Annotated in this window: 17 protein-coding genes; 4 read left to right on the top strand and 13 right to left on the bottom strand. The window is 43.4% G+C overall.

Features of this window, described 5'->3' with window-relative positions:
• Positions 1-78: 78 nt before the first annotated feature.
• Positions 79-996: a (2E,6E)-farnesyl diphosphate synthase gene (gene ispA, locus Xets_RS09310; protein WP_099132562.1), complete on the bottom strand. Its 918-nt coding sequence runs from the start codon at positions 994-996 to the stop codon at positions 79-81.
• 4 nt (positions 997-1,000) lie between these two features.
• Positions 1,001-1,258, bottom strand: coding sequence for an exodeoxyribonuclease VII small subunit (gene xseB, locus Xets_RS09305; RefSeq protein ID WP_099132473.1), 258 nt, complete (start codon positions 1,256-1,258; stop codon positions 1,001-1,003).
• A gap of 254 nt (positions 1,259-1,512) precedes the next feature.
• Here xseB and thiI point away from each other — a divergent pair, with 254 nt between their 5' ends.
• Positions 1,513-2,961 (top strand): tRNA uracil 4-sulfurtransferase ThiI, encoded by a 1,449-nt coding sequence (gene thiI / locus Xets_RS09300; protein WP_099132474.1) that lies wholly within the window; start codon positions 1,513-1,515, stop codon positions 2,959-2,961.
• A gap of 83 nt (positions 2,962-3,044) precedes the next feature.
• Here thiI and yajL read toward each other — a convergent pair whose 3' ends face one another.
• Both yajL and panE read right to left on the bottom strand, forming a co-directional pair.
• The gene (gene yajL, locus Xets_RS09295) at positions 3,045-3,641 is read right to left on the bottom strand and encodes a protein deglycase YajL (RefSeq protein WP_099132475.1); all 597 of its coding nucleotides are present in this window, start codon (positions 3,639-3,641) and stop codon (positions 3,045-3,047) included.
• Positions 3,604-4,515 (bottom strand): 2-dehydropantoate 2-reductase, encoded by a 912-nt coding sequence (panE, locus tag Xets_RS09290; RefSeq protein ID WP_099132476.1) that lies wholly within the window; start codon positions 4,513-4,515, stop codon positions 3,604-3,606. The genes yajL and panE overlap by 38 nt, the downstream gene beginning before the upstream one ends.
• Positions 4,516-4,641: 126 nt before the next feature.
• Between panE and Xets_RS09285 the strand changes: the two genes are divergently transcribed.
• Entirely contained in the window at positions 4,642-5,133 is a 492-nt protein-coding gene (locus Xets_RS09285) for a YajQ family cyclic di-GMP-binding protein (RefSeq protein ID WP_074022857.1), read from the top strand.
• Between the two features lie 79 nt (positions 5,134-5,212).
• On the opposite strand, the gene Xets_RS09280 is transcribed toward Xets_RS09285, so the two are convergent.
• From Xets_RS09280 to Xets_RS09240, 9 genes are all read right to left on the bottom strand, one after another.
• Positions 5,213-6,580, bottom strand: coding sequence for an MFS transporter (locus Xets_RS09280; protein ID WP_099132477.1), 1,368 nt, complete (start codon positions 6,578-6,580; stop codon positions 5,213-5,215).
• A gap of 140 nt (positions 6,581-6,720) precedes the next feature.
• Positions 6,721-7,605 (bottom strand): heme o synthase, encoded by an 885-nt coding sequence (gene cyoE, locus Xets_RS09275; protein ID WP_099132478.1) that lies wholly within the window; start codon positions 7,603-7,605, stop codon positions 6,721-6,723.
• 12 nt (positions 7,606-7,617) lie between these two features.
• Positions 7,618-7,950 carry a cytochrome o ubiquinol oxidase subunit IV gene (locus tag Xets_RS09270; RefSeq protein WP_074019286.1) on the bottom strand — a complete coding sequence of 111 codons (333 nt, stop codon included), beginning with the start codon at positions 7,948-7,950 and terminating at the stop codon, positions 7,618-7,620.
• Positions 7,950-8,561: a cytochrome o ubiquinol oxidase subunit III gene (locus Xets_RS09265; protein WP_099132479.1), complete on the bottom strand. Its 612-nt coding sequence runs from the start codon at positions 8,559-8,561 to the stop codon at positions 7,950-7,952. The genes Xets_RS09270 and Xets_RS09265 overlap by 1 nt, the downstream gene beginning before the upstream one ends.
• Positions 8,561-10,543, bottom strand: coding sequence for a cytochrome o ubiquinol oxidase subunit I (cyoB, locus tag Xets_RS09260; protein WP_099132480.1), 1,983 nt, complete (start codon positions 10,541-10,543; stop codon positions 8,561-8,563). The genes Xets_RS09265 and cyoB overlap by 1 nt, the downstream gene beginning before the upstream one ends.
• A 4-nt stretch (positions 10,544-10,547) precedes the next feature.
• Positions 10,548-11,513: a cytochrome o ubiquinol oxidase subunit II gene (gene cyoA, locus Xets_RS09255; protein WP_099132481.1), complete on the bottom strand. Its 966-nt coding sequence runs from the start codon at positions 11,511-11,513 to the stop codon at positions 10,548-10,550.
• A gap of 350 nt (positions 11,514-11,863) precedes the next feature.
• On the bottom strand, positions 11,864-12,631 hold the full coding sequence (locus tag Xets_RS09250) for an outer membrane protein OmpK (protein ID WP_099132482.1): 768 nt from the start codon (positions 12,629-12,631) through the stop codon (positions 11,864-11,866).
• Positions 12,632-12,907: 276 nt separating this feature from the next.
• Positions 12,908-14,437, bottom strand: a complete 1,530-nt coding sequence (ampG, locus tag Xets_RS09245) for a muropeptide MFS transporter AmpG (protein WP_099132483.1) — start codon at positions 14,435-14,437, stop codon at positions 12,908-12,910.
• A 71-nt stretch (positions 14,438-14,508) separates the two neighbouring features.
• Complete coding sequence (locus tag Xets_RS09240; RefSeq protein ID WP_099132484.1) at positions 14,509-15,087, bottom strand: lipoprotein; 579 nt, start codon at positions 15,085-15,087, stop codon at positions 14,509-14,511.
• Positions 15,088-15,348: 261 nt separating this feature from the next.
• On the opposite strand from Xets_RS09240, the gene bolA reads away from it, so the two are divergent.
• Both bolA and tig read left to right on the top strand, forming a co-directional pair.
• Positions 15,349-15,672, top strand: coding sequence for a transcriptional regulator BolA (gene bolA, locus Xets_RS09235; protein WP_099132485.1), 324 nt, complete (start codon positions 15,349-15,351; stop codon positions 15,670-15,672).
• 394 nt (positions 15,673-16,066) lie between these two features.
• Positions 16,067-17,371, top strand: coding sequence for a trigger factor (tig, locus tag Xets_RS09230; RefSeq protein WP_099132486.1), 1,305 nt, complete (start codon positions 16,067-16,069; stop codon positions 17,369-17,371).
• Positions 17,372-17,434: the final 63 nt, after the last annotated feature.

Below are 17,434 nucleotides of genomic sequence, written 5' to 3'. Positions count from 1 at the left end.
AGAAGTTGAATATTAAGAACCCTGTTATTATCAGTGTGTAATTTCTGGGTTCACCCCATAAGGCGCTTTACCGGTTTTTTAGCTGTTTCTCTCAATGATAAAACCAGCCAATTTCTTCAAGGTTGCGGTGTCATATGACCGTTTTTCCAGTTCTGTAAGGGCAATGAGCGCTTCTTCATACAGATCCCTGGCTTTTTGTTGGGCTTGTTCTAAACCTAATAATGCAGGATAAGTATTTTTGCCGAGCTGCTGATCGTTGCCCTGACGCTTACCAATCACTTCAGTATTGCCAATGATATCCAGAATATCGTCATGTACCTGAAATGCCAGACCGATGGCTTGGGCATATCGCTCCAGCAAAGGCAGTACTTCACGGCCCCGTTGTCCTGCACTATAAGCAGCCAATCGAACGGATGAGCGTATTAGTGCACCTGTTTTATGTCGGTGGATCTGTTCCAGTGAAGCGAGATCGATCTGTTTACCTTCTGCTTCCAAATCCAGTGATTGCCCGCCACACATGCCGGCAAAGCCACTGGCGCTTGCCAGTTCAGCGATCATGGCAAGACGATCGGATAAGGCCACATTGGGCATATCCTGTTTTGCCAAAATCTCAAAGGCCAGTGATTGTAATGCATCACCGGCTAAAATAGCCTGGCTTTCACCAAATTTGATATGACAGGTGGGCTGCCCACGACGTAAATCGTCATTATCCATTGCGGGTAAATCATCATGGATCAATGAATAGGCATGGATGCACTCTATCGCGATGGCTGCGGCATCAAGACTCTTTTTGGGGAGGCCAAACATTTCTCCCACGCTGTAAACTAAAAATGGACGCAGCCGTTTTCCACCCAGTACTGCACCATATTGCATTGCTGTACCTAATGGGCTGTTTAAAAAGGGCAATGAAGCAAATATTGCCATCAGTTTGTCATTAGTATGTTGCTGACAAGCGAGCAATTTTTCTTCAAAAGGAGCCTTATATTGTTCAGACATAAATTTACTCAGCATCGGACGAAAATTCATCAAGAGGCGATTGTGCATCATGGTTCAGTAAAATTTGCACTCGTTGCTCCGCTTGTTGAAGCGTTTTCTGTCCTTGTCTTGCAAGTTGAATACCACGTTCAAATTCATTCAACGCATCTTCTAATGGGAGTTCCCCGGATTCCAGCCGAATCACAATTTCCTCCAGCTCTTTAAGAGAGGTCTCGAATGCTGGGATTTGTTCGGTTGCTGATGTTTGATTTGCTTTAGACATAATGACTTAACATATGGTTATTTAACGAATTACAGCAAAGCAAGTTCGTTACAGAATTGCAGAGTACCCTACTACACCAAGAAAAATAAATCATGTGTTACCACTATTTTTTTATAATCGGTTTTTGCGGTCGATTTTTTACAGGTGATAAGCCAGATGGTGTTATACTCTGCGCCCTATCCAACTGAACACTTAAGAACAATCATTGATGTTGTTGATGATAGTTCAACATTGAATGACTACTATATCTTACTATGAAGTTTATCATTAAATTATTCCCAGAAATTACGATTAAAAGCCAGACCGTTCGGTTACGCTTTATTAAAATTCTTGCCAGCAATATCCGCAATGTGTTGAAGACCTTCGGAGAAGGCATTGCTGTTGTTCGCCATTGGGATAATATCGAAGTTCGGGTTAAGGATGATAACCTTGGTGCGGAAATTTGTGACGCACTGACACGCATTCCAGGTATCCACCATATCCTGCAAGTAGAAGAGCGGGATTTTCGTGATCTGCATCATATCTTTGAGCAGGCCTATGAAACTTACGGCCATTTACTGCATGGTAAAACATTTTGTGTTCGCGCAAAGCGCCGTGGTAAACACAATTTTACATCCAATGAAGTTGAACGCTATGTTGGTGGCGGCTTGAATCAACATATTGAATCAGCCAAGGTGAAACTGACTAAGCCTGATGTCACCGTGAATCTGGAAATTGATCAGGATAAGTTGATTCTGGTTAAAGCCCGTCATGAAGGGATTGGCGGGTTTCCTATCGGTACACAGGAAGATGTTCTGTCATTGATTTCCGGCGGATTTGATTCCGGCGTTTCCAGCTATATGCTGATGCGTCGAGGCTGCCGTGTGCACTACTGTTTCTTTAATCTTGGTGGCGCAGCCCACGAAATTGGCGTAAAGCAGGTTGCCCATTATTTGTGGAACCGGTTTGGCAGCTCGCATAAAGTCCGTTTCGTTGCTGTTAATTTTGAACCTGTCGTGGCTGAAATTCTGGAAAAAGTTGATGACGGGCAGATGGGGGTTGTGCTGAAAAGAATGATGGTCAGAGCGGCTTCCAGGGTTGCAGAACGTTATGGTGTACAGGCGATTGTAACCGGTGAGGCTCTGGGGCAGGTATCCAGCCAGACCTTGACTAACCTAAGGTTGATTGACAATGTTTCAGATACGTTGATCCTCCGTCCCCTGATTTCCCATGATAAAGAGCACATTATTAAGCTGGCCCGTGAGATTGGCACTGAAGATTTTGCCCGCACTATGCCGGAATTTTGTGGGGTGATATCAAAAAGCCCGACAGTGAAAGCCGTTAAAGCCAAAATTGAAGCAGAGGAAAACAATTTTGACTTTGAGATCTTAGAACGCGTGGTTAGTGAAGCCCAGAATCTGGATATTCGCCAAATTGCGGAGCAATCCAGTGAGCAAGTGGTGGAAGTGGAAATGGTATCTGCACTTTCCCCTAATGATGTGTTATTGGATATCCGTTCCCCCGATGAACAGGATAATCGTCCGTTAAATATAGAGGGTATTGAAACTCAGTCATTGCCTTTCTATAAACTGGGCACTCAGTTTGGTGATCTGCCGAAAGAAAAAACTTATCTGCTTTATTGTGAGCGTGGTGTGATGAGTCGTTTACAGGCACTTTATCTGCGAGAACAAGGTTTCGACAATGTGAAGGTATATCGGCCTTAATTTGTTCTTAAGGAACCAGGCTGCTTACGGAACTGATCCGATAGGCAGCCTATGTTGTATCTCACCTGTATAAGGTGAGATGATTATTGAATGTTTTGGTAATTATTAATACCGGGTGGTAAAACGAGTTGGGCGGCAATTTCTGCGGCTTTTTCTTTTCCTTTCAACAATTCAATCAGTTTCAAGGCAAAGTCAAAAGCTGTGGCAGGTCCTTGGCTGGTCAGTAAGTTAACCCTTTCGTCAAAATAAACTCGTTTATCAATCCATTTTTCTGGTGCAATCTTATCTTGCATACTGGGATAGCCAGTCATATTTCCGACAGGAAAAAGTTGATGATATTCCAATACAATGGCCGGAGAAGCACAGATTGCCGCAATGATTTTCCCCTGACTTTGTGCGGTTCGAATTTTTTCTACTACCAGTAAGCTGTCACGAAAACATTCTGCGCCTTTTATTCCTCCCGGCAGAATAATGGCATCAAAATCTTCGTCAACGACATTAACCAAGGGGACATCAGCAACGATTTTGACGCCGCGTGAGCAGGTTAATGTGAGGGAACCATCGGTTTCCGCACTGGCTACGGTAACATTAACCCCTGCCCTAACGAGTAAATCAATCGTTGTGACAGCCTCGGTTTCTTCACTACCGTGGGCGAGACAAATAAGGGCTGAGGCGCTCATATTCTTCCTCTTTGCGTTTAATGTAATGATAAACAGCGGTATTTTCTGCAATTGACAAACCGTGAACACGAGCCCGACGCATTAAAAAACCGGTAATGTAGTCTATTTCTGTATGTCGCTGTGCCCTTATATCTTGCAGCATGGATGAGTAATTTTCAGAGGTTTGCTCAATCACGTTCATAACGTAATCAATCAATGTTTGTTTGGTTGTATGGATACTGTCATGTTCCATAACTTGGTAAATTTCGCCACATAATGCCTGAATTTGTGTCTGATGATGCCGTAAGTCACCATTTTTGCAGTCATAGATGACGGTAAGGGGATTAATGACACAGTTGACGGCAAGTTTCATCCAACTGATAGCATGTATTTCATTGTGCCATGCTACATCGGGCAGGGCACTGTGTAAAATATCGGCCAGATTGCTGAGTTTGGCGGCATTGGCGGTTATGGCGCCGATGTGAGTCATCCCTTGTGACTTATAATGCACAATACTATTTTTTCGATAGGCTCCATGCGTAGTTACGCCAAGTAAAATGGGGTTGGGTAAAGACCTGAATTCTTCTTGGGTTCCCATTCCATTATGTAATAACAGGATTGGGCAATGGGGAGGAAGTTTGTCAGCAAGGTGATTGATTGCGTCGGAAACTTGCCACGATTTTAAACAAACGAGGAGTAACTTACTTTCAGCAAGGTGTTTTTCGCTGTTGGCAGGAAATTGTTGATTAAAAACCTGGCCATTAAAGTTTTCGATCTGGACGGAAATAACAGGCTGTGGAACCCTTAGCCATCCCTGAACACTATGATTTTGTTGGGATAGGGCGGCAAGCCACAGTTTACCGATAGCGCCACAACCAAGAACGGTTATTTTCATATTTCTTCCTGATCTGAAAATAGGGTAGTTGCAAAAAGATCGCTGAACTTCCCGAGTATAGAGCTTTTGCCAATAATGGAAAGCGGTTATCATGCCGATTTATTGATTAGCTGGAGGTGACGGGTAATGCCATCATTTGACATTGTTTCTGAAGTTGATATGCAAGAAGTGCGCAATGCAGTAGAGAACGCACAGCGGGAGTTAAGTAACCGTTGGGATTTTCGTAACGTCCCCGCGAGTTTTGAATTAAACGAAAAGAATGAATCGATCAAAATTGCCAGTGAATCTGATTTTCAGGTGAACCAACTCGTCGATATTCTGCGTGAAAAGTTTGCTAAACGTGGAATTGATGGCTCTGTAATCAACATTCCTGAAAATATGGTTCATAGCGGCAAAACGTACAGTGTAGAAGCGACCTTACTGCAAGGTATCGATACGCCGTTAGCGAAAAAGATTGTGAAGCTGATTAAAGACAGTAAGCTGAAAGTACAGGCTCAAATTCAGGGTGAGCAAGTGCGGGTAACTGGTAAGGCACGCGACGATTTGCAAAGTGTTATTGCATTGGTTCGTGGTGCAGAATTGGGGCAGCCTTTCCAGTTTACTAATTTCCGCGATTAATTTCCGTTATTATTCTAATAGTGAATAATTAATCATAGTACGGTGTCTGGTAACACCGTACTTGTTATAAATACTCAAGCTATTTATGGGATAATACAAGTTGTTCTAACTGTTTGCGATTGGTTAGTTTAGTATCGACTTTGATATACGCACTGTGTTCTTCTAGTGCGATGACAACATCTTTTATACCAGCTTGCGCCAATATCTTTTTCTCCAAAACTTCAGCGTTGCTTAGTTGTTCTGGCAAAATAAGCCTGATGCTGCTGACATAGGGTGGTTGCTGTAAGGTCAGGCTGATAATAAACCAGAGTGCGGTCAGCGCGATGCCTCCCATAAAGACGAGTGATGCACCTTGCCATTCGTAAAGTATTCCCCCAAGGAAACCTCCCAAAGCAACGCCAAGGAATTGACTGGTAGAGTAAACGCCCATAGCAGTGCCTTTGTAACCCGCAGGTGCTTCTTTGCTGATGAGTGAAGGCAAGATGGCCTCCATGATATTAAATGCAAGGAAGAAAATTTGAATGCCTGCAAAGATCCCCCAGAGATGCGATCCCTGAGACCATAAAACGGTTTCAGCGATGAATAGCATACCTATACACAGCAAAAATACCTGTTTCATGCGACGTTTTGTTTCTGCGTAAATAATGAAAGGCAGAACGGCGACAAAAGAGATAAGTGTAGTAATTAAATACACTTTCCAGTGTTGTTGTGGAGGAAAGCCCACTTTTTCCATAATCAGGGGAAGGGCAACAAAGCTCGACATCAATAAGGTATGCAGGCAGAGAATACCAAAATTGAGTTTGATTAGTTGGGGATCGAAAAGCACACGTTTGAAGCTGCCGCGTGCGATACCTGACTCACGATTTAATAAATGCTTGTGTGTATTTGGTACAGCAAACAGTGTGATAAGTATTCCGCAGCCAGCAAGGATTGCAATTGCTCCAAATAGGCCATTTAAACCGATTTGGTGGGTGATAATAGGGCCGACGACAATTGCAAAAGCGAATGTAATGCCAAAGCTAATGCCGATAAATGCCATTGCTTTTGTTCGATTCTGCTCACGGGTCAAGTCTGAAAGTAATGCCATGATAGCAGCGGATATTGCCCCTGTGCCTTGCAAGGCTCGCCCGATAATAATTCCCCAAATAGAGTCGCTTAAGGCGGCAATAACACTGCCTAACGCAAAAATAAGAAGCCCGCCGATGATTAAAGGTTTTCTGCCAATTTTGTCTGAAAGAAGCCCAAATGGGATCTGGAATATTGCTTGTGTTAAGCCGTAGATGCCAATGGCAATTCCAATAAGCGCTTCAGTCGCATCACGTAACGCTAAACCATAGGTCGTCAGAACAGGCAGAACCATGAACATGCCTAACATGCGCAGGGAGAAAACAGAACCTAAGCCCCATGTTGCCCGAAGTTCAAGCGGAGTCATTTTATTATCGTTCATGGATACCTCAAAAAATCTGGTATGACATTTCAATTAGGTGAGAACAAACGAAAAAGAAGCGTTTGTAACCGAATAAGTTGTCATCGAATAGAGATAAAAGAAAGGAAAAAGATGGCAGGGTTTACCCTGCCATCTAAATATTACCAGACGTAAGTCAGTAGGTTTTCTGGAGATGCCGTTGAATCTACAGACATCATGACGCTTAATGACATGATAGCGACGATAGAAAACAGAAATAACTTACGGGCCCAAATACGGTCATCAGAGGTTTTATAACCTGATAATGCCATACCCAACCACCAGATGCTCACTGCGGCAGCTACGATAAGGTATTTATAACCCGCATAACCACTGATGGTCAGCATCAAAGTGGCAACCATAAAGGCCAGAATATACAGAGTGATGTGGTTTTTCGCGACGGAAATACCTTTAATCACGGGTAATACTGGGATGTTGGCCGCTTGATAATCTTTGAACCGAAAAATAGCAATGGCATAAGAGTGGGGCATTTGCCACAGGCTGAAGATCAGCAATAAGATCAACGCGCCTGTATCAAAATGCCCTGTTACTGCACAGTAACCAATCACGGGAGGTGCGGCACCTGACAAGCTACCAACCAGCGTGCCATAAACAGATTTTCTTTTCATGTAGAGGCTATAAACCCCAACATAAACGATAAACCCGATGAGAGCTAACTGCATTGCTAAGACATTGGCCGCTACATAAAGCAGCACTATGCCAACAATACCTAACACTGAGGCGTAAATCAGGCTGATTTTCGGATCGATAAGCCCTTTCACAAGGACTCTTTCTTTCGTTCTTTCCATGATACGGTCAATATCGCGGTCGATATAGTTGTTGAATACACAACCTGATGCTACCACCAGCGATACCCCGGCCATCGTTGCAAAGAACAAGGGGTAATCTATTACGCCCTTGGAAGCGAGTAGAAAACCACCAATCGCAGAAATTAGGTTTCCGAAAATAATTCCTGGTTTGGTCACTTGCAGGTATTGCTTAATCATTCAAATCAACCCTTAATCAACCATCATATTGATGTTCAGGTTGTACATAATCCACAGGGAGCCAACAACAACGATAGCGATGACCACTAATGTGAATATTAAGGCAACGAGGTTCCAACGCTCTTCAGACGATGTATTCATGTGCAGGAAGCAGATGAAATGAACAAAAATCTGAATAACAGCCATAGCGACTACTGTCACTAGAATTGTGCTGTGTGAAGCAGTGCCATCCATCACCATCCAGAATGGGATCACGGTCAGTATGACTGACAGAACAAAACCAATCAGATAGGTTTTGAAGCTACCGTGGCTTGCGCCGGAATGAGAAGTATTTGGATGACTCATTACATAGCCCCCATCAGATAAACGACAGTAAATACACAGATCCATACAACGTCAAGGAAGTGCCAGAACAGGCTCAGGCAGTTCAGACGCATACGGTTCACATCAGTCAGGCCACGGCGTGAAACCTGAATCATCAGGATGACGATCCAAATCAGACCGCAGGTTACGTGTAGACCGTGAGTGGCAACCAGTGCGAAGAAGGCAGACAGAAACGCACTACGGTCAGGGCCAAAGCCTTCTAGGATCAGTTTATGGAATTCATAAACTTCCATTGAAACGAAGCCAAGGCCAAACAGGAAGGTAATGAATAGCCACAAATTAACCTGACCAGCTTTACCTTTGTTCATGCTCAGCATGGCGAAACCATAGGTGATACTACTAAATAGCAGCAAAAAGGTTTCTACCAGTACAAATGGCAGTTCAAAAATATCCTTACCAGACGGGCCACCCGCAGTGCCGTTAACTAACACTGCGTAGGTAGCGAACAGACTTGCAAACAGAATCAAGTCACTCATCAGGTAGACCCAGAAGCCAAATATCTTGTTGGCTCCTGTATCGTGGTGCCCATGAGCATCATGGGCGGCTGTGTTGTTAAGGGTTTGAGTCGACATTATTTCACACCTGCCTTTCTCAGATCTTCATAACGCTGATTTTCAACTTTCTCGACTTCAGCTACAGGAACGTAATAATCAACGTCTTCGTCAAAGCTTTTCACGATGCAACTGATGATGATGCCAGCGAAGCTTGCAATAGCCATCCACCAGATATGCCAGATCAAAGCAAAGCCTAAGGTCAGACAGAAAGCACTGATGATCACACCTGCACTGGTATTTCTAGGCATATGAATTTCTTCATATTTCGCCGGGCGCTTATATTCAGTGCCTTTTTCTTTCATATCCCACCACGCATCACGAGTCTGGATGTGTGGAACTTCCGCAAAGTTATAGAACGGAGGTGGAGATGAAGTTGACCATTCCAGAGTACGGCCACCCCATGGATCACCGGTCAGATCACGGTTCTGCTCACGGTCACGGATACTGACGTAGAACTGGATAACCTGACACAGAATACCAAGAGCGATAAGAACAACACCGCCTGCTGCAACAACCAGCATAGGGTGGAATTCTGGGTTGATATCCTGGCTCAGACGACGAGTCATGCCCATGAAGCCCAGCGCATACAGCGGCATAAAGGCAACGAAGAAACCCGTGATCCAGAACCAGAATGCACGGACGCCCCATTTCTCATTCAGCGTGAAACCAAATGCTTTCGGGAACCAGTAAGTAGTACCAGCGAAACAGCCGAATACCACACCACCGATGATAACGTTATGGAAGTGAGCGATCAGGAACAGACTGTTATGCAGAACGAAGTTTGCACCTGGTACTGCCAGCAGAACACCCGTCATACCACCAATGGAGAAGGTAACCAAGAAGCCAACAGTCCACAGCATTGGGGTTTTGAATTCAATACGACCACGGTACATAGTGAACAGCCAGTTGAAGATCTTAACCCCAGTTGGGATGGAGATAATCATCGTGGCGATACCAAAGAAGGCATTAACGTTCGCGCCGGAACCCATGGTAAAGAAGTGGTGCAACCATACGATGAACGACAGAATAGTAATAACGATTGTCGCCCACACCAGTGAGGTATAACCAAACAGGCGTTTTTTCGAGAAGGTTGCAGTGACTTCGGAGAAAATACCGAAGACAGGTAGGACCAGAATGTAAACTTCAGGATGGCCCCAAGCCCAGATCAGGTTGATGTACATCATCATGTTGCCGCCCATATCGTTGGTAAAGAAATGGGTGCCCAGATAACGATCCAGGGTTAGCAACGCGACGGTTACTGTCAGGATTGGGAACGCAGCAATAATAAGGATGTTGGTGCACAGTGAAGCCCAAGTGAAGACTGGCATTTTCATCATGGACATACCTGGAGCACGCATACGCAGGATGGTCACGAAGAAGTTAACACCGGTCAGCAATGTACCGACACCAGAGAGCTGAAGACTCCATATCCAGTAGTCAACACCGACTCCTGGGTTGTACTCCAGACCGGATAGAGGCGGGTATGCCAACCAACCGGTTTGTGCAAACTCACCCACTCCCAGAGAGATGTTGATCAGTGCGACACCGACAACAAATAACCAGAAGCTCAAAGAGTTTAAGAATGGGAATGCAACGTCGCGTGCGCCGATTTGCAGAGGAACAACAATGTTCATCAGGCCGACAACGAAAGGCATCGCCATAAAGAAGATCATGATAACGCCGTGAGCGGTGAAGATCTGATCATAATGGTGCGGGGGTAGGAAACCGGCTTCACCAGCGGAAGCTAAGGCTTGCTGTCCACGCATCATGATGGCGTCAGCGAAACCACGGAGCATCATCACCATGGCAACGACGATGTACATGACACCAATTTTCTTATGGTCAACGCTGGTTAACCATTCACTCCAAAGCCATTTCCATTTACGGAAATAAGTCAAGGAACCAACAACTGCCAGTCCCCCAAGCAAGATCCCAAGTAATGTCACCACAATAATGGGTTCATGTAATGGGACCGCATCCAGTGTTAATTTTCCCCACATGCCTTTATTCCTCAACACCTGAATGAGCCGGCTGACTCATATTCATATTATGACCCGCAGCTTCACCATGTTCTGTTTTGCCGTGACCTGCCATACCATGCATACCACCATGGCCCATGTCACCCATGAATTTGGCGATAGTCTCTTGGAACAGTTTTGGTTTCACGCTTGAGAAGTATTCAACGGGATTGTTTTGGCTAGGTTTAGCCAAGTCATTGAATGCTTGTACGGTATCCAGGGTTTTCGGTGATGCTTTCACTTTCTGCACCCACTCTTCAAAACCTGCACGATCATCAGTCGCTGTTGCAGTGAATTTCATGCCTGAGAAGCCATGACCACTGTAACTTGCTGAGAATCCATCGTATTTACCCGCTGAGTTAGCAATCAGGTGCAATTTTGTCTGCATGCCCGCCATTGCATAAATCTGACCACCTAACTGTGGGATGAAGAAAGAGTTCATCACAGAGTCTGAGGTGATTTTGAAGTTAATTGGAACATCTTTAGGGAATACGATTTCGTTTACAGTTGCGATACCCTGTTCCGGATAGATGAATAGCCATTTCCAGTCAAGGGAAATAACTTCAATTGTCACCGGTTTTACATCACTGTCCAATGGCTTATATGGATCGAGTTCATGCGTCGTTTTCCATGTAATCGTCGCCAAGGTGATGATAATCAGGATAGGCACAGTCCAAACGACAAGCTCAATTTTATTTGAGTGTGCCCAGTTTGGACGATAAGTTGCAGATTTATTGGCTTCCCGGTAACGTAAGGCAAAAATGATTGCCATTACAATAGCCGGTATAACAACGATCAGCATCAAACCAAACGCTGTTAGTATCAGCGTTTTTTGTTCGACGCCGATCGCCCCTTTGGGATTCATCAATACCATATCACAACCACTTAGCATTAAGGTGGCTGCGAGTAATGACGATAACCCAATAGTTTTTTTGTATTTCATAAGTCTCATTGAGCGACCCCAGATAACAAAAGCTTTATTGTCGTTTCATCAGTGCGGGCATTCTACGGTAAGGTTACCGGAGTGTAAACAATTGTAATAGAAGCAGGTTGGCTTGTGGGCTTTTTATGTTAGAGGGATCACATGTGATTCTAAATTTAACAAAACGTTAATTTCGGTTAGTTATCTTAACCAAAAAATCAAAATAGACAATTAATTTCAAATAACTCGCTATTATACAAGGAAAAACTTTGGTAAAAATCAAAGAAAAAATCCAAAATTATGCTTTGTTATCGATAGGATAACTATTATTTATTGGTTTCAATGAGCAGCATCAGGCTGCTCACCGATTAAATTAATTATTAGAAATTATATTTTACACTGTAAACAATACCATCCTGCAAGAAATCTTCTCCCAGTTTGTTATCCGCATAACGGTACTGAACTCCGGTGGTAAAAGAAGGATGTGGAGTCCACCATAATGCGATAGCGCCATTAATGCCTTCACGTCCGCCGTTGCCGTAGCGTTCATTGCGGTTCAATTCAATTTCATTCCAGTTTGTAACACTGAATTTTTGCTCCCAAAGGTTGAAATCGTATCCTGCAACCCAGCCTACGACATAACCGTTATTGCCTGAATAAAAAGTTTGGTCAACATAATGCAGTGCGACAAAAGGCTTGAACCACAGGCCTGCAATATTAGCATTATAGCCTAATCCATAGAGTGTATTGACTTCATGGAAGTTTCCACCATTTGCTTTGCCTGGTAATGAATAGGTTCCATAAACATGGCCATAAAGGTTAAAACCTGTTTCACCCAGATAGAAACGGCCTGTTGTCTTGAAAGTATAACGTTGGTTATCACCCGGTTGGGCTGTTTTACTGTTAAAAGGATTCTCTAAATCAGCGAAACCATAGAGTTCGCCCCAGCTAAATCCTGCTCCACCTTCCAGTTCTAAATAAGCAAAATCATCCTTATGTGAGGTTTGTCCGGTTTTATGAGTGGTATGCTTGCTCCAGTCAAGGTAGTTCATGCTGACATTGCCGAACCCCCACTGGTATTCCGCACTGGCTGAAGCAGAAACTAAAGCTGCGGCAACTGCGGTGAGTGTCAAAATACGTCTTTTCATAAATTCCCTTTATATGGTTTTAAGGTGGTTAACGATATTTCGAATAGTTCGAAATAATATGCGTTCAAATAATAATATTTGTTAGTTCAAATATAAATAATTCCACTTTGAAAAAATGTTTTTCAGGCCACATAATTGTAGGTTTTTACTCTTCTTGTGAAGTTTGTCACTATATAAACCAAATAAGCCAGCAATATAAACTGGTGACAGAAGGTTGAGCTTTGTCAACCTTCTGCTGTAGACAGGAGTGAAAAAATGTTGAATGGGAACATTAAACTAAGCGAGCCGACTTTTCTTTAAAGCCAAATAATCTAATATTCCACCTAAAAGAAAGCCCAAGGTTCCAATGATTACACTCCAGGATAACAGTGGGGATATCCATTCACTGATTTCATGCAGATATAGCATGTATTCTGGCGACATAGTGTATACCAGAGAAACTAAATGAATGATGATAAACAGTACGCTGCTGATAATTAACCAAACTATAAATATCAAGGCGGCCAATATCATGATAGTAAAGGCAAATTTATAAGCGTTCTTGAATAGTGTTCGAGGCAGAAAGTCATCATTTTTCTCGGTATAAGCCAGTGTTTTACGGCAGATAAACAACAATACAAGCCCCGGCAATCCGATAATAACAGAAAATAGATAAAACATTGGCCAACCATAAGCTTCTGCAAACCATCCTGCTACTGGGCCAACATAAACTCGGCCAACTGCTGATAATGCAGAAAGCAACGCGAACTGTGTTGCTGAAAATGATTTATTACATAAGGTCATTAGAAGAGCAACAAAAGCCGCTGTTCCCATGCCGCCACAGATATTTTCCAGAAAAATCGCCGAACCCATTAGGTAGATGTCTTTAGGGGTAATGGCAAGTATCCAATAACCGAAGTTTGAAACAGTTTGAAGGATGCCAAAGATCATCAGGGCACGGAACAAGCTCAAGCGATGCATCAAATAACCGCCGTACAATGCACCGACAATGGTTGCAGCGAGTCCGAGGGTTTTGTTGATCATACCGACTTCGGCCGGATTGAAACCGACACCACGAATAAGGAAAGGTGTGCTGAGTGAGAGTGCAAAAGCATCTGCCAGTTTGTACAATACAATCAGTAGCAGGATAAGCCAGGCATTGTTGCGGTTGAAAAAATCAAACAATGGCTCGAATACCGCCTGATGTAATGTTTTTGGTGGTGCGGTATTGATTTCTGGTTCTTTGGCTATAAGCGTGGCATAAACGCCGATCAGCATCAGGCCAGCCATAACCCAATACATATTTTGCCAGCCAATATAGGTGGCGAGTAACAAAGCCAATCCACCAGAAACCAGCATAGCTAACCGATAACCCAGTACAGAAATGGCGGCACCTGAGCCTCGTTCTTCCTGTGATAACAAGTCGGTTTTATAGGCATCAAAAATAATATCTTGGGAAGCTGAGAAGAATGCAACAACAACAGCCAATGCAGCAAGCCACCATAAATGCTGGGAAGGTTGTAGGAACCCCATTGCTGCAATACTGGCGATCAATAAAAGTTGAGTAGCGAGCATCCACCCCCGGCGGCGTCCTAAAAAGGAGGGAGTATATCGATCCATTGTGGGTGCCCAGAGAAACTTAAAAACATAGGCTTGACCAACCAAAGTGAAAAAACCGATAGTTCGGATATCGACGTTTTCGACAGTCATCCATGCTTGTAACGTTCCAGCCGTGAGCGCAAGAGGCAGACCTGAGGCAAAGCCTAGTAATAGAAGAGTTCGATAGTTGCGTAATGCAGATAGGTTTAAATAACGGTGGTTAGTCATGGGCCTCCCAAAACTTTCTGCATATTATCTAATTTTGTCAGAATTAGGCAGAAAGTTTGTTCATTATCCTGTTAGTGGACGTTTTGTTTGATAAAGGTGCTGATTGACGCATCCTGAGCCATGTCTGCGATCACATCAGATAAGACAGTATTGACTGCATCAGCAATTTTTGTGTTTGTTGCTGCCAATGGTCCCTGAGCATTGTAGCTGGTACGATAATTTTTGATTTGTTTACTACCGTCTTGAGCATAAGCAATGATAGAGATTTCAGCTTTGGCTGAAATATCATGACGAAGACTGCCTTCTTTCACATTGGCGTAGAGTTGATTTACAACGACCTGCAAATTGGCATTGGCGGGAGAGCCAATCATATAGCCGCGAGCCACCATTTGTTTTTCCAGTGCTTCTTGTAGTAAAAAGCGTAAATCACGGGAAGGAACCAAGGTAACTAATCGCGCATTACGATTAATTTGGGCCAGGGCTTGAGATTGACGCTGGTCGACCCCACTAATACTGACTGTGATCGCTTTCATGGTTGGATCTGTTGGTGGTAGGGTAATTTTAGGCTGAATGGCTAATGTGTTACCTGAGTCTGCACAGCCAGATAAAAAGAAAAGCGTAATCAATGGAATAAATATTTTCTTTAGCATGTAGGTTTTCTCAATTCAAGATTCGGATACTCAATATTAATACTGATAATTTAAACCGTAGTTTAAACCGCCGTAATCATAGCATCGCCATGGGTAGCGGCATATCCCTGATGATTGAAACATGATTTGAAATATCGAGGGAAATACCTGACGTAAATTCTGTGAAGGATATTTGGTTACCCCGATGTTATAAATCACGGGAAATAATCTAAAATCAATGACGTGGTTGATAAATAACCTTTGGTGATTTAGGAGAATGGGATGGTTCGTCAAGAAATAGAAACAAAGTTACAGGCGGCATTTAAGCCTTCTCATCTGGAAGTGACCGATGAAAGTTATCGTCACAATGTGCCAGCGGGTTCTGAAAGCCATTTTAAAATTGTTATCATAAGCAATGAATTTGTTGAACAAAGAATGCTTAGTCGTCACCGCTCAGTATATAGCGTCTTGGCTAAAGAATTAGAGGAAGGTGTACATGCTTTGGCACTGCATACTTATACGGAGAAGGAGTGGACAGAACTAGCAGACACTGTTCTGGCCTCTCCGGCATGTCGCGGTGGAAGTACAACGACATCAATCTTGTGATTTTTCGAGTTAATCTCATAGCTTGTTTGTCTCTATTTTATTAATCTGGATTTAATTTTAGCCAGCAGCCTTCGGGCTGTATTTTTGTTTATATGCATATTGCATAAACAGTATCATCATAAACAATATTGTGACGTAGTCATTGAGCAACGTTTATCACATAAGTCAACGAATCATGCATGCTTTTGTTTGCAATTCTCGACTCATACTGTCTGCGCCGCTATAATGTTGCGTCTAAATTTTTAGAATGGTTTCGGGACGCTTCTGATCACAGGGATTCTCGGTTTTTAAATGCGACCGCCCCGGTTCTTAAAGAATACTGCAATCAGCTTGTTTTAAGCCTTGCAGCCATTCTGAAGTTGACCGAGCACTATGATTTTTTTGAGGTAACAAGATGCAAGTTTCTGTTGAAACCACTCAAGGCCTTGGGCGTCGTGTGTCAATCACCGTTCCTGCTGCCGATATCGAAAAAGCAGTTGACAGTGAACTGGTTAATGTAGCAAAGAAAGTCCGTATCGACGGCTTTCGTAAGGGCAAAGTGCCAATGAAGATCGTTAAGCAGCGTTATGGCGCTTCTGTTCTTCAGGATGTTCTGGGTGATCTGATGCAGCGCAATTTCATCAATGCGATCATTGAGCAGAAAGTCAATCCAGCAGGCGCACCAAGCTACAAACCTGAACAGTTTAAAGAAGGTGAAGACTTCACTTACGCAGTTGAATTTGAAGTTTATCCAGAAATTGAACTGAAAGGTCTGGAAGAAATCGAAGTTGAAAAACCTGTTGTTGAAGTAAAAGATGCAGACGTTGACAACATGCTGGACACACTGCGTAAACAGCAGGCAGATTGGAAAGAAACCGCTGAAGCAGCGGCTGCGGAAGATCGTGTAACTGTTGATTTCACTGGCTCCATTGATGGTGAAGAATTCGAAGGCGGTAAATCAACTGATTTCGTTCTGGCAATGGGCCAGGGCCGTATGATCCCAGGTTTTGAAGATGGTATCGTTGGTCACAAAGCAGGCGAAGAATTTACTATCGATGTGACTTTCCCAGAAGATTACCATGCAGAAAACCTGAAAGGTAAAGCGGCGAAGTTCGTGATCAACTTGAAAAAAGTTGAACAGCGTGAACTGCCAGAGCTGACTGAAGAGTTCATCAAGCGTTTTGGTATTGCTGATAGTACTGTTGACGGTTTGCGTGCCGAAGTTCGCAAGAATATGGAACGTGAACTGAAAAATGCTGTTCGCAACAACATCAAAACTCAGATTCTGAACGGTCTGGTTAAGGCTAACGAAATTGAAGTTCCTGCGGCTGTTGTTGATGGTGAAATTGATGTACTGCGTCGTCAGGCTGCTCAGCGTTTTGGCGGTAGCGAAACACAAGCGCTGGAACTGCCACGTGAACTGTTTGAAGAGCAGGCTAAACGCCGCGTTGTTGTTGGCTTGCTGTTAGGCGAAGTTATCAGCAGCAATGAGCTGAAAGTCGAAGAAGATCGCGTTACTGCGTTGATCGAAGAGATGGCTGCAGCTTATGAAGATCCAAAAGAAGTTGTTGAGTACTACAGCAAAAATAAAGAAATGATGAACAACATTCGCAACATTGCTCTGGAAGAGCAGGCTGTTGAACTTGTTCTGAGCAAAGCGAAAGTTTCTGAAAAAGAAACTGGCTTCAATGAACTTATGAATCAAAATCAATTGGCATAAGTTTCATTTATTGATTGCCTGAGATGATGAAACCTCACTTTCAATGAAGTGAACCGAAGTAAA

This window comes from Xenorhabdus sp. TS4 (assembly GCF_014467265.1).
GTDB lineage: Bacteria > Pseudomonadota > Gammaproteobacteria > Enterobacterales > Enterobacteriaceae > Xenorhabdus > Xenorhabdus ehlersii.
This window is presented reverse-complemented; position numbering and strand designations above follow the sequence as displayed.

Bases quoted from the DNA above. Each gene is read 5' to 3' on its own strand.
- ispA (WP_099132562.1), bottom strand. From the start codon at position 996: ATGTCTGAACAATATAAGGCTCCTTTTGAAGAAAAATTGCTCGCTTGT.
- xseB (WP_099132473.1), bottom strand. From the start codon at position 1,258: ATGTCTAAAGCAAATCAAACATCAGCAACCGAACAAATCCCAGCATTC.
- thiI (WP_099132474.1), top strand. From the start codon at position 1,513: ATGAAGTTTATCATTAAATTATTCCCAGAAATTACGATTAAAAGCCAG.
- yajL (WP_099132475.1), bottom strand. From the start codon at position 3,641: ATGAGCGCCTCAGCCCTTATTTGTCTCGCCCACGGTAGTGAAGAAACC.
- panE (WP_099132476.1), bottom strand. From the start codon at position 4,515: ATGAAAATAACCGTTCTTGGTTGTGGCGCTATCGGTAAACTGTGGCTT.
- Xets_RS09285 (WP_074022857.1), top strand. From the start codon at position 4,642: ATGCCATCATTTGACATTGTTTCTGAAGTTGATATGCAAGAAGTGCGC.
- Xets_RS09280 (WP_099132477.1), bottom strand. From the start codon at position 6,580: ATGAACGATAATAAAATGACTCCGCTTGAACTTCGGGCAACATGGGGC.
- cyoE (WP_099132478.1), bottom strand. From the start codon at position 7,605: ATGATTAAGCAATACCTGCAAGTGACCAAACCAGGAATTATTTTCGGA.
- Xets_RS09270 (WP_074019286.1), bottom strand. From the start codon at position 7,950: ATGAGTCATCCAAATACTTCTCATTCCGGCGCAAGCCACGGTAGCTTC.
- Xets_RS09265 (WP_099132479.1), bottom strand. From the start codon at position 8,561: ATGTCGACTCAAACCCTTAACAACACAGCCGCCCATGATGCTCATGGG.
- cyoB (WP_099132480.1), bottom strand. From the start codon at position 10,543: ATGTGGGGAAAATTAACACTGGATGCGGTCCCATTACATGAACCCATT.
- cyoA (WP_099132481.1), bottom strand. From the start codon at position 11,513: ATGAGACTTATGAAATACAAAAAAACTATTGGGTTATCGTCATTACTC.
- Xets_RS09250 (WP_099132482.1), bottom strand. From the start codon at position 12,631: ATGAAAAGACGTATTTTGACACTCACCGCAGTTGCCGCAGCTTTAGTT.
- ampG (WP_099132483.1), bottom strand. From the start codon at position 14,437: ATGACTAACCACCGTTATTTAAACCTATCTGCATTACGCAACTATCGA.
- Xets_RS09240 (WP_099132484.1), bottom strand. From the start codon at position 15,087: ATGCTAAAGAAAATATTTATTCCATTGATTACGCTTTTCTTTTTATCT.
- bolA (WP_099132485.1), top strand. From the start codon at position 15,349: ATGGTTCGTCAAGAAATAGAAACAAAGTTACAGGCGGCATTTAAGCCT.
- tig (WP_099132486.1), top strand. From the start codon at position 16,067: ATGCAAGTTTCTGTTGAAACCACTCAAGGCCTTGGGCGTCGTGTGTCA.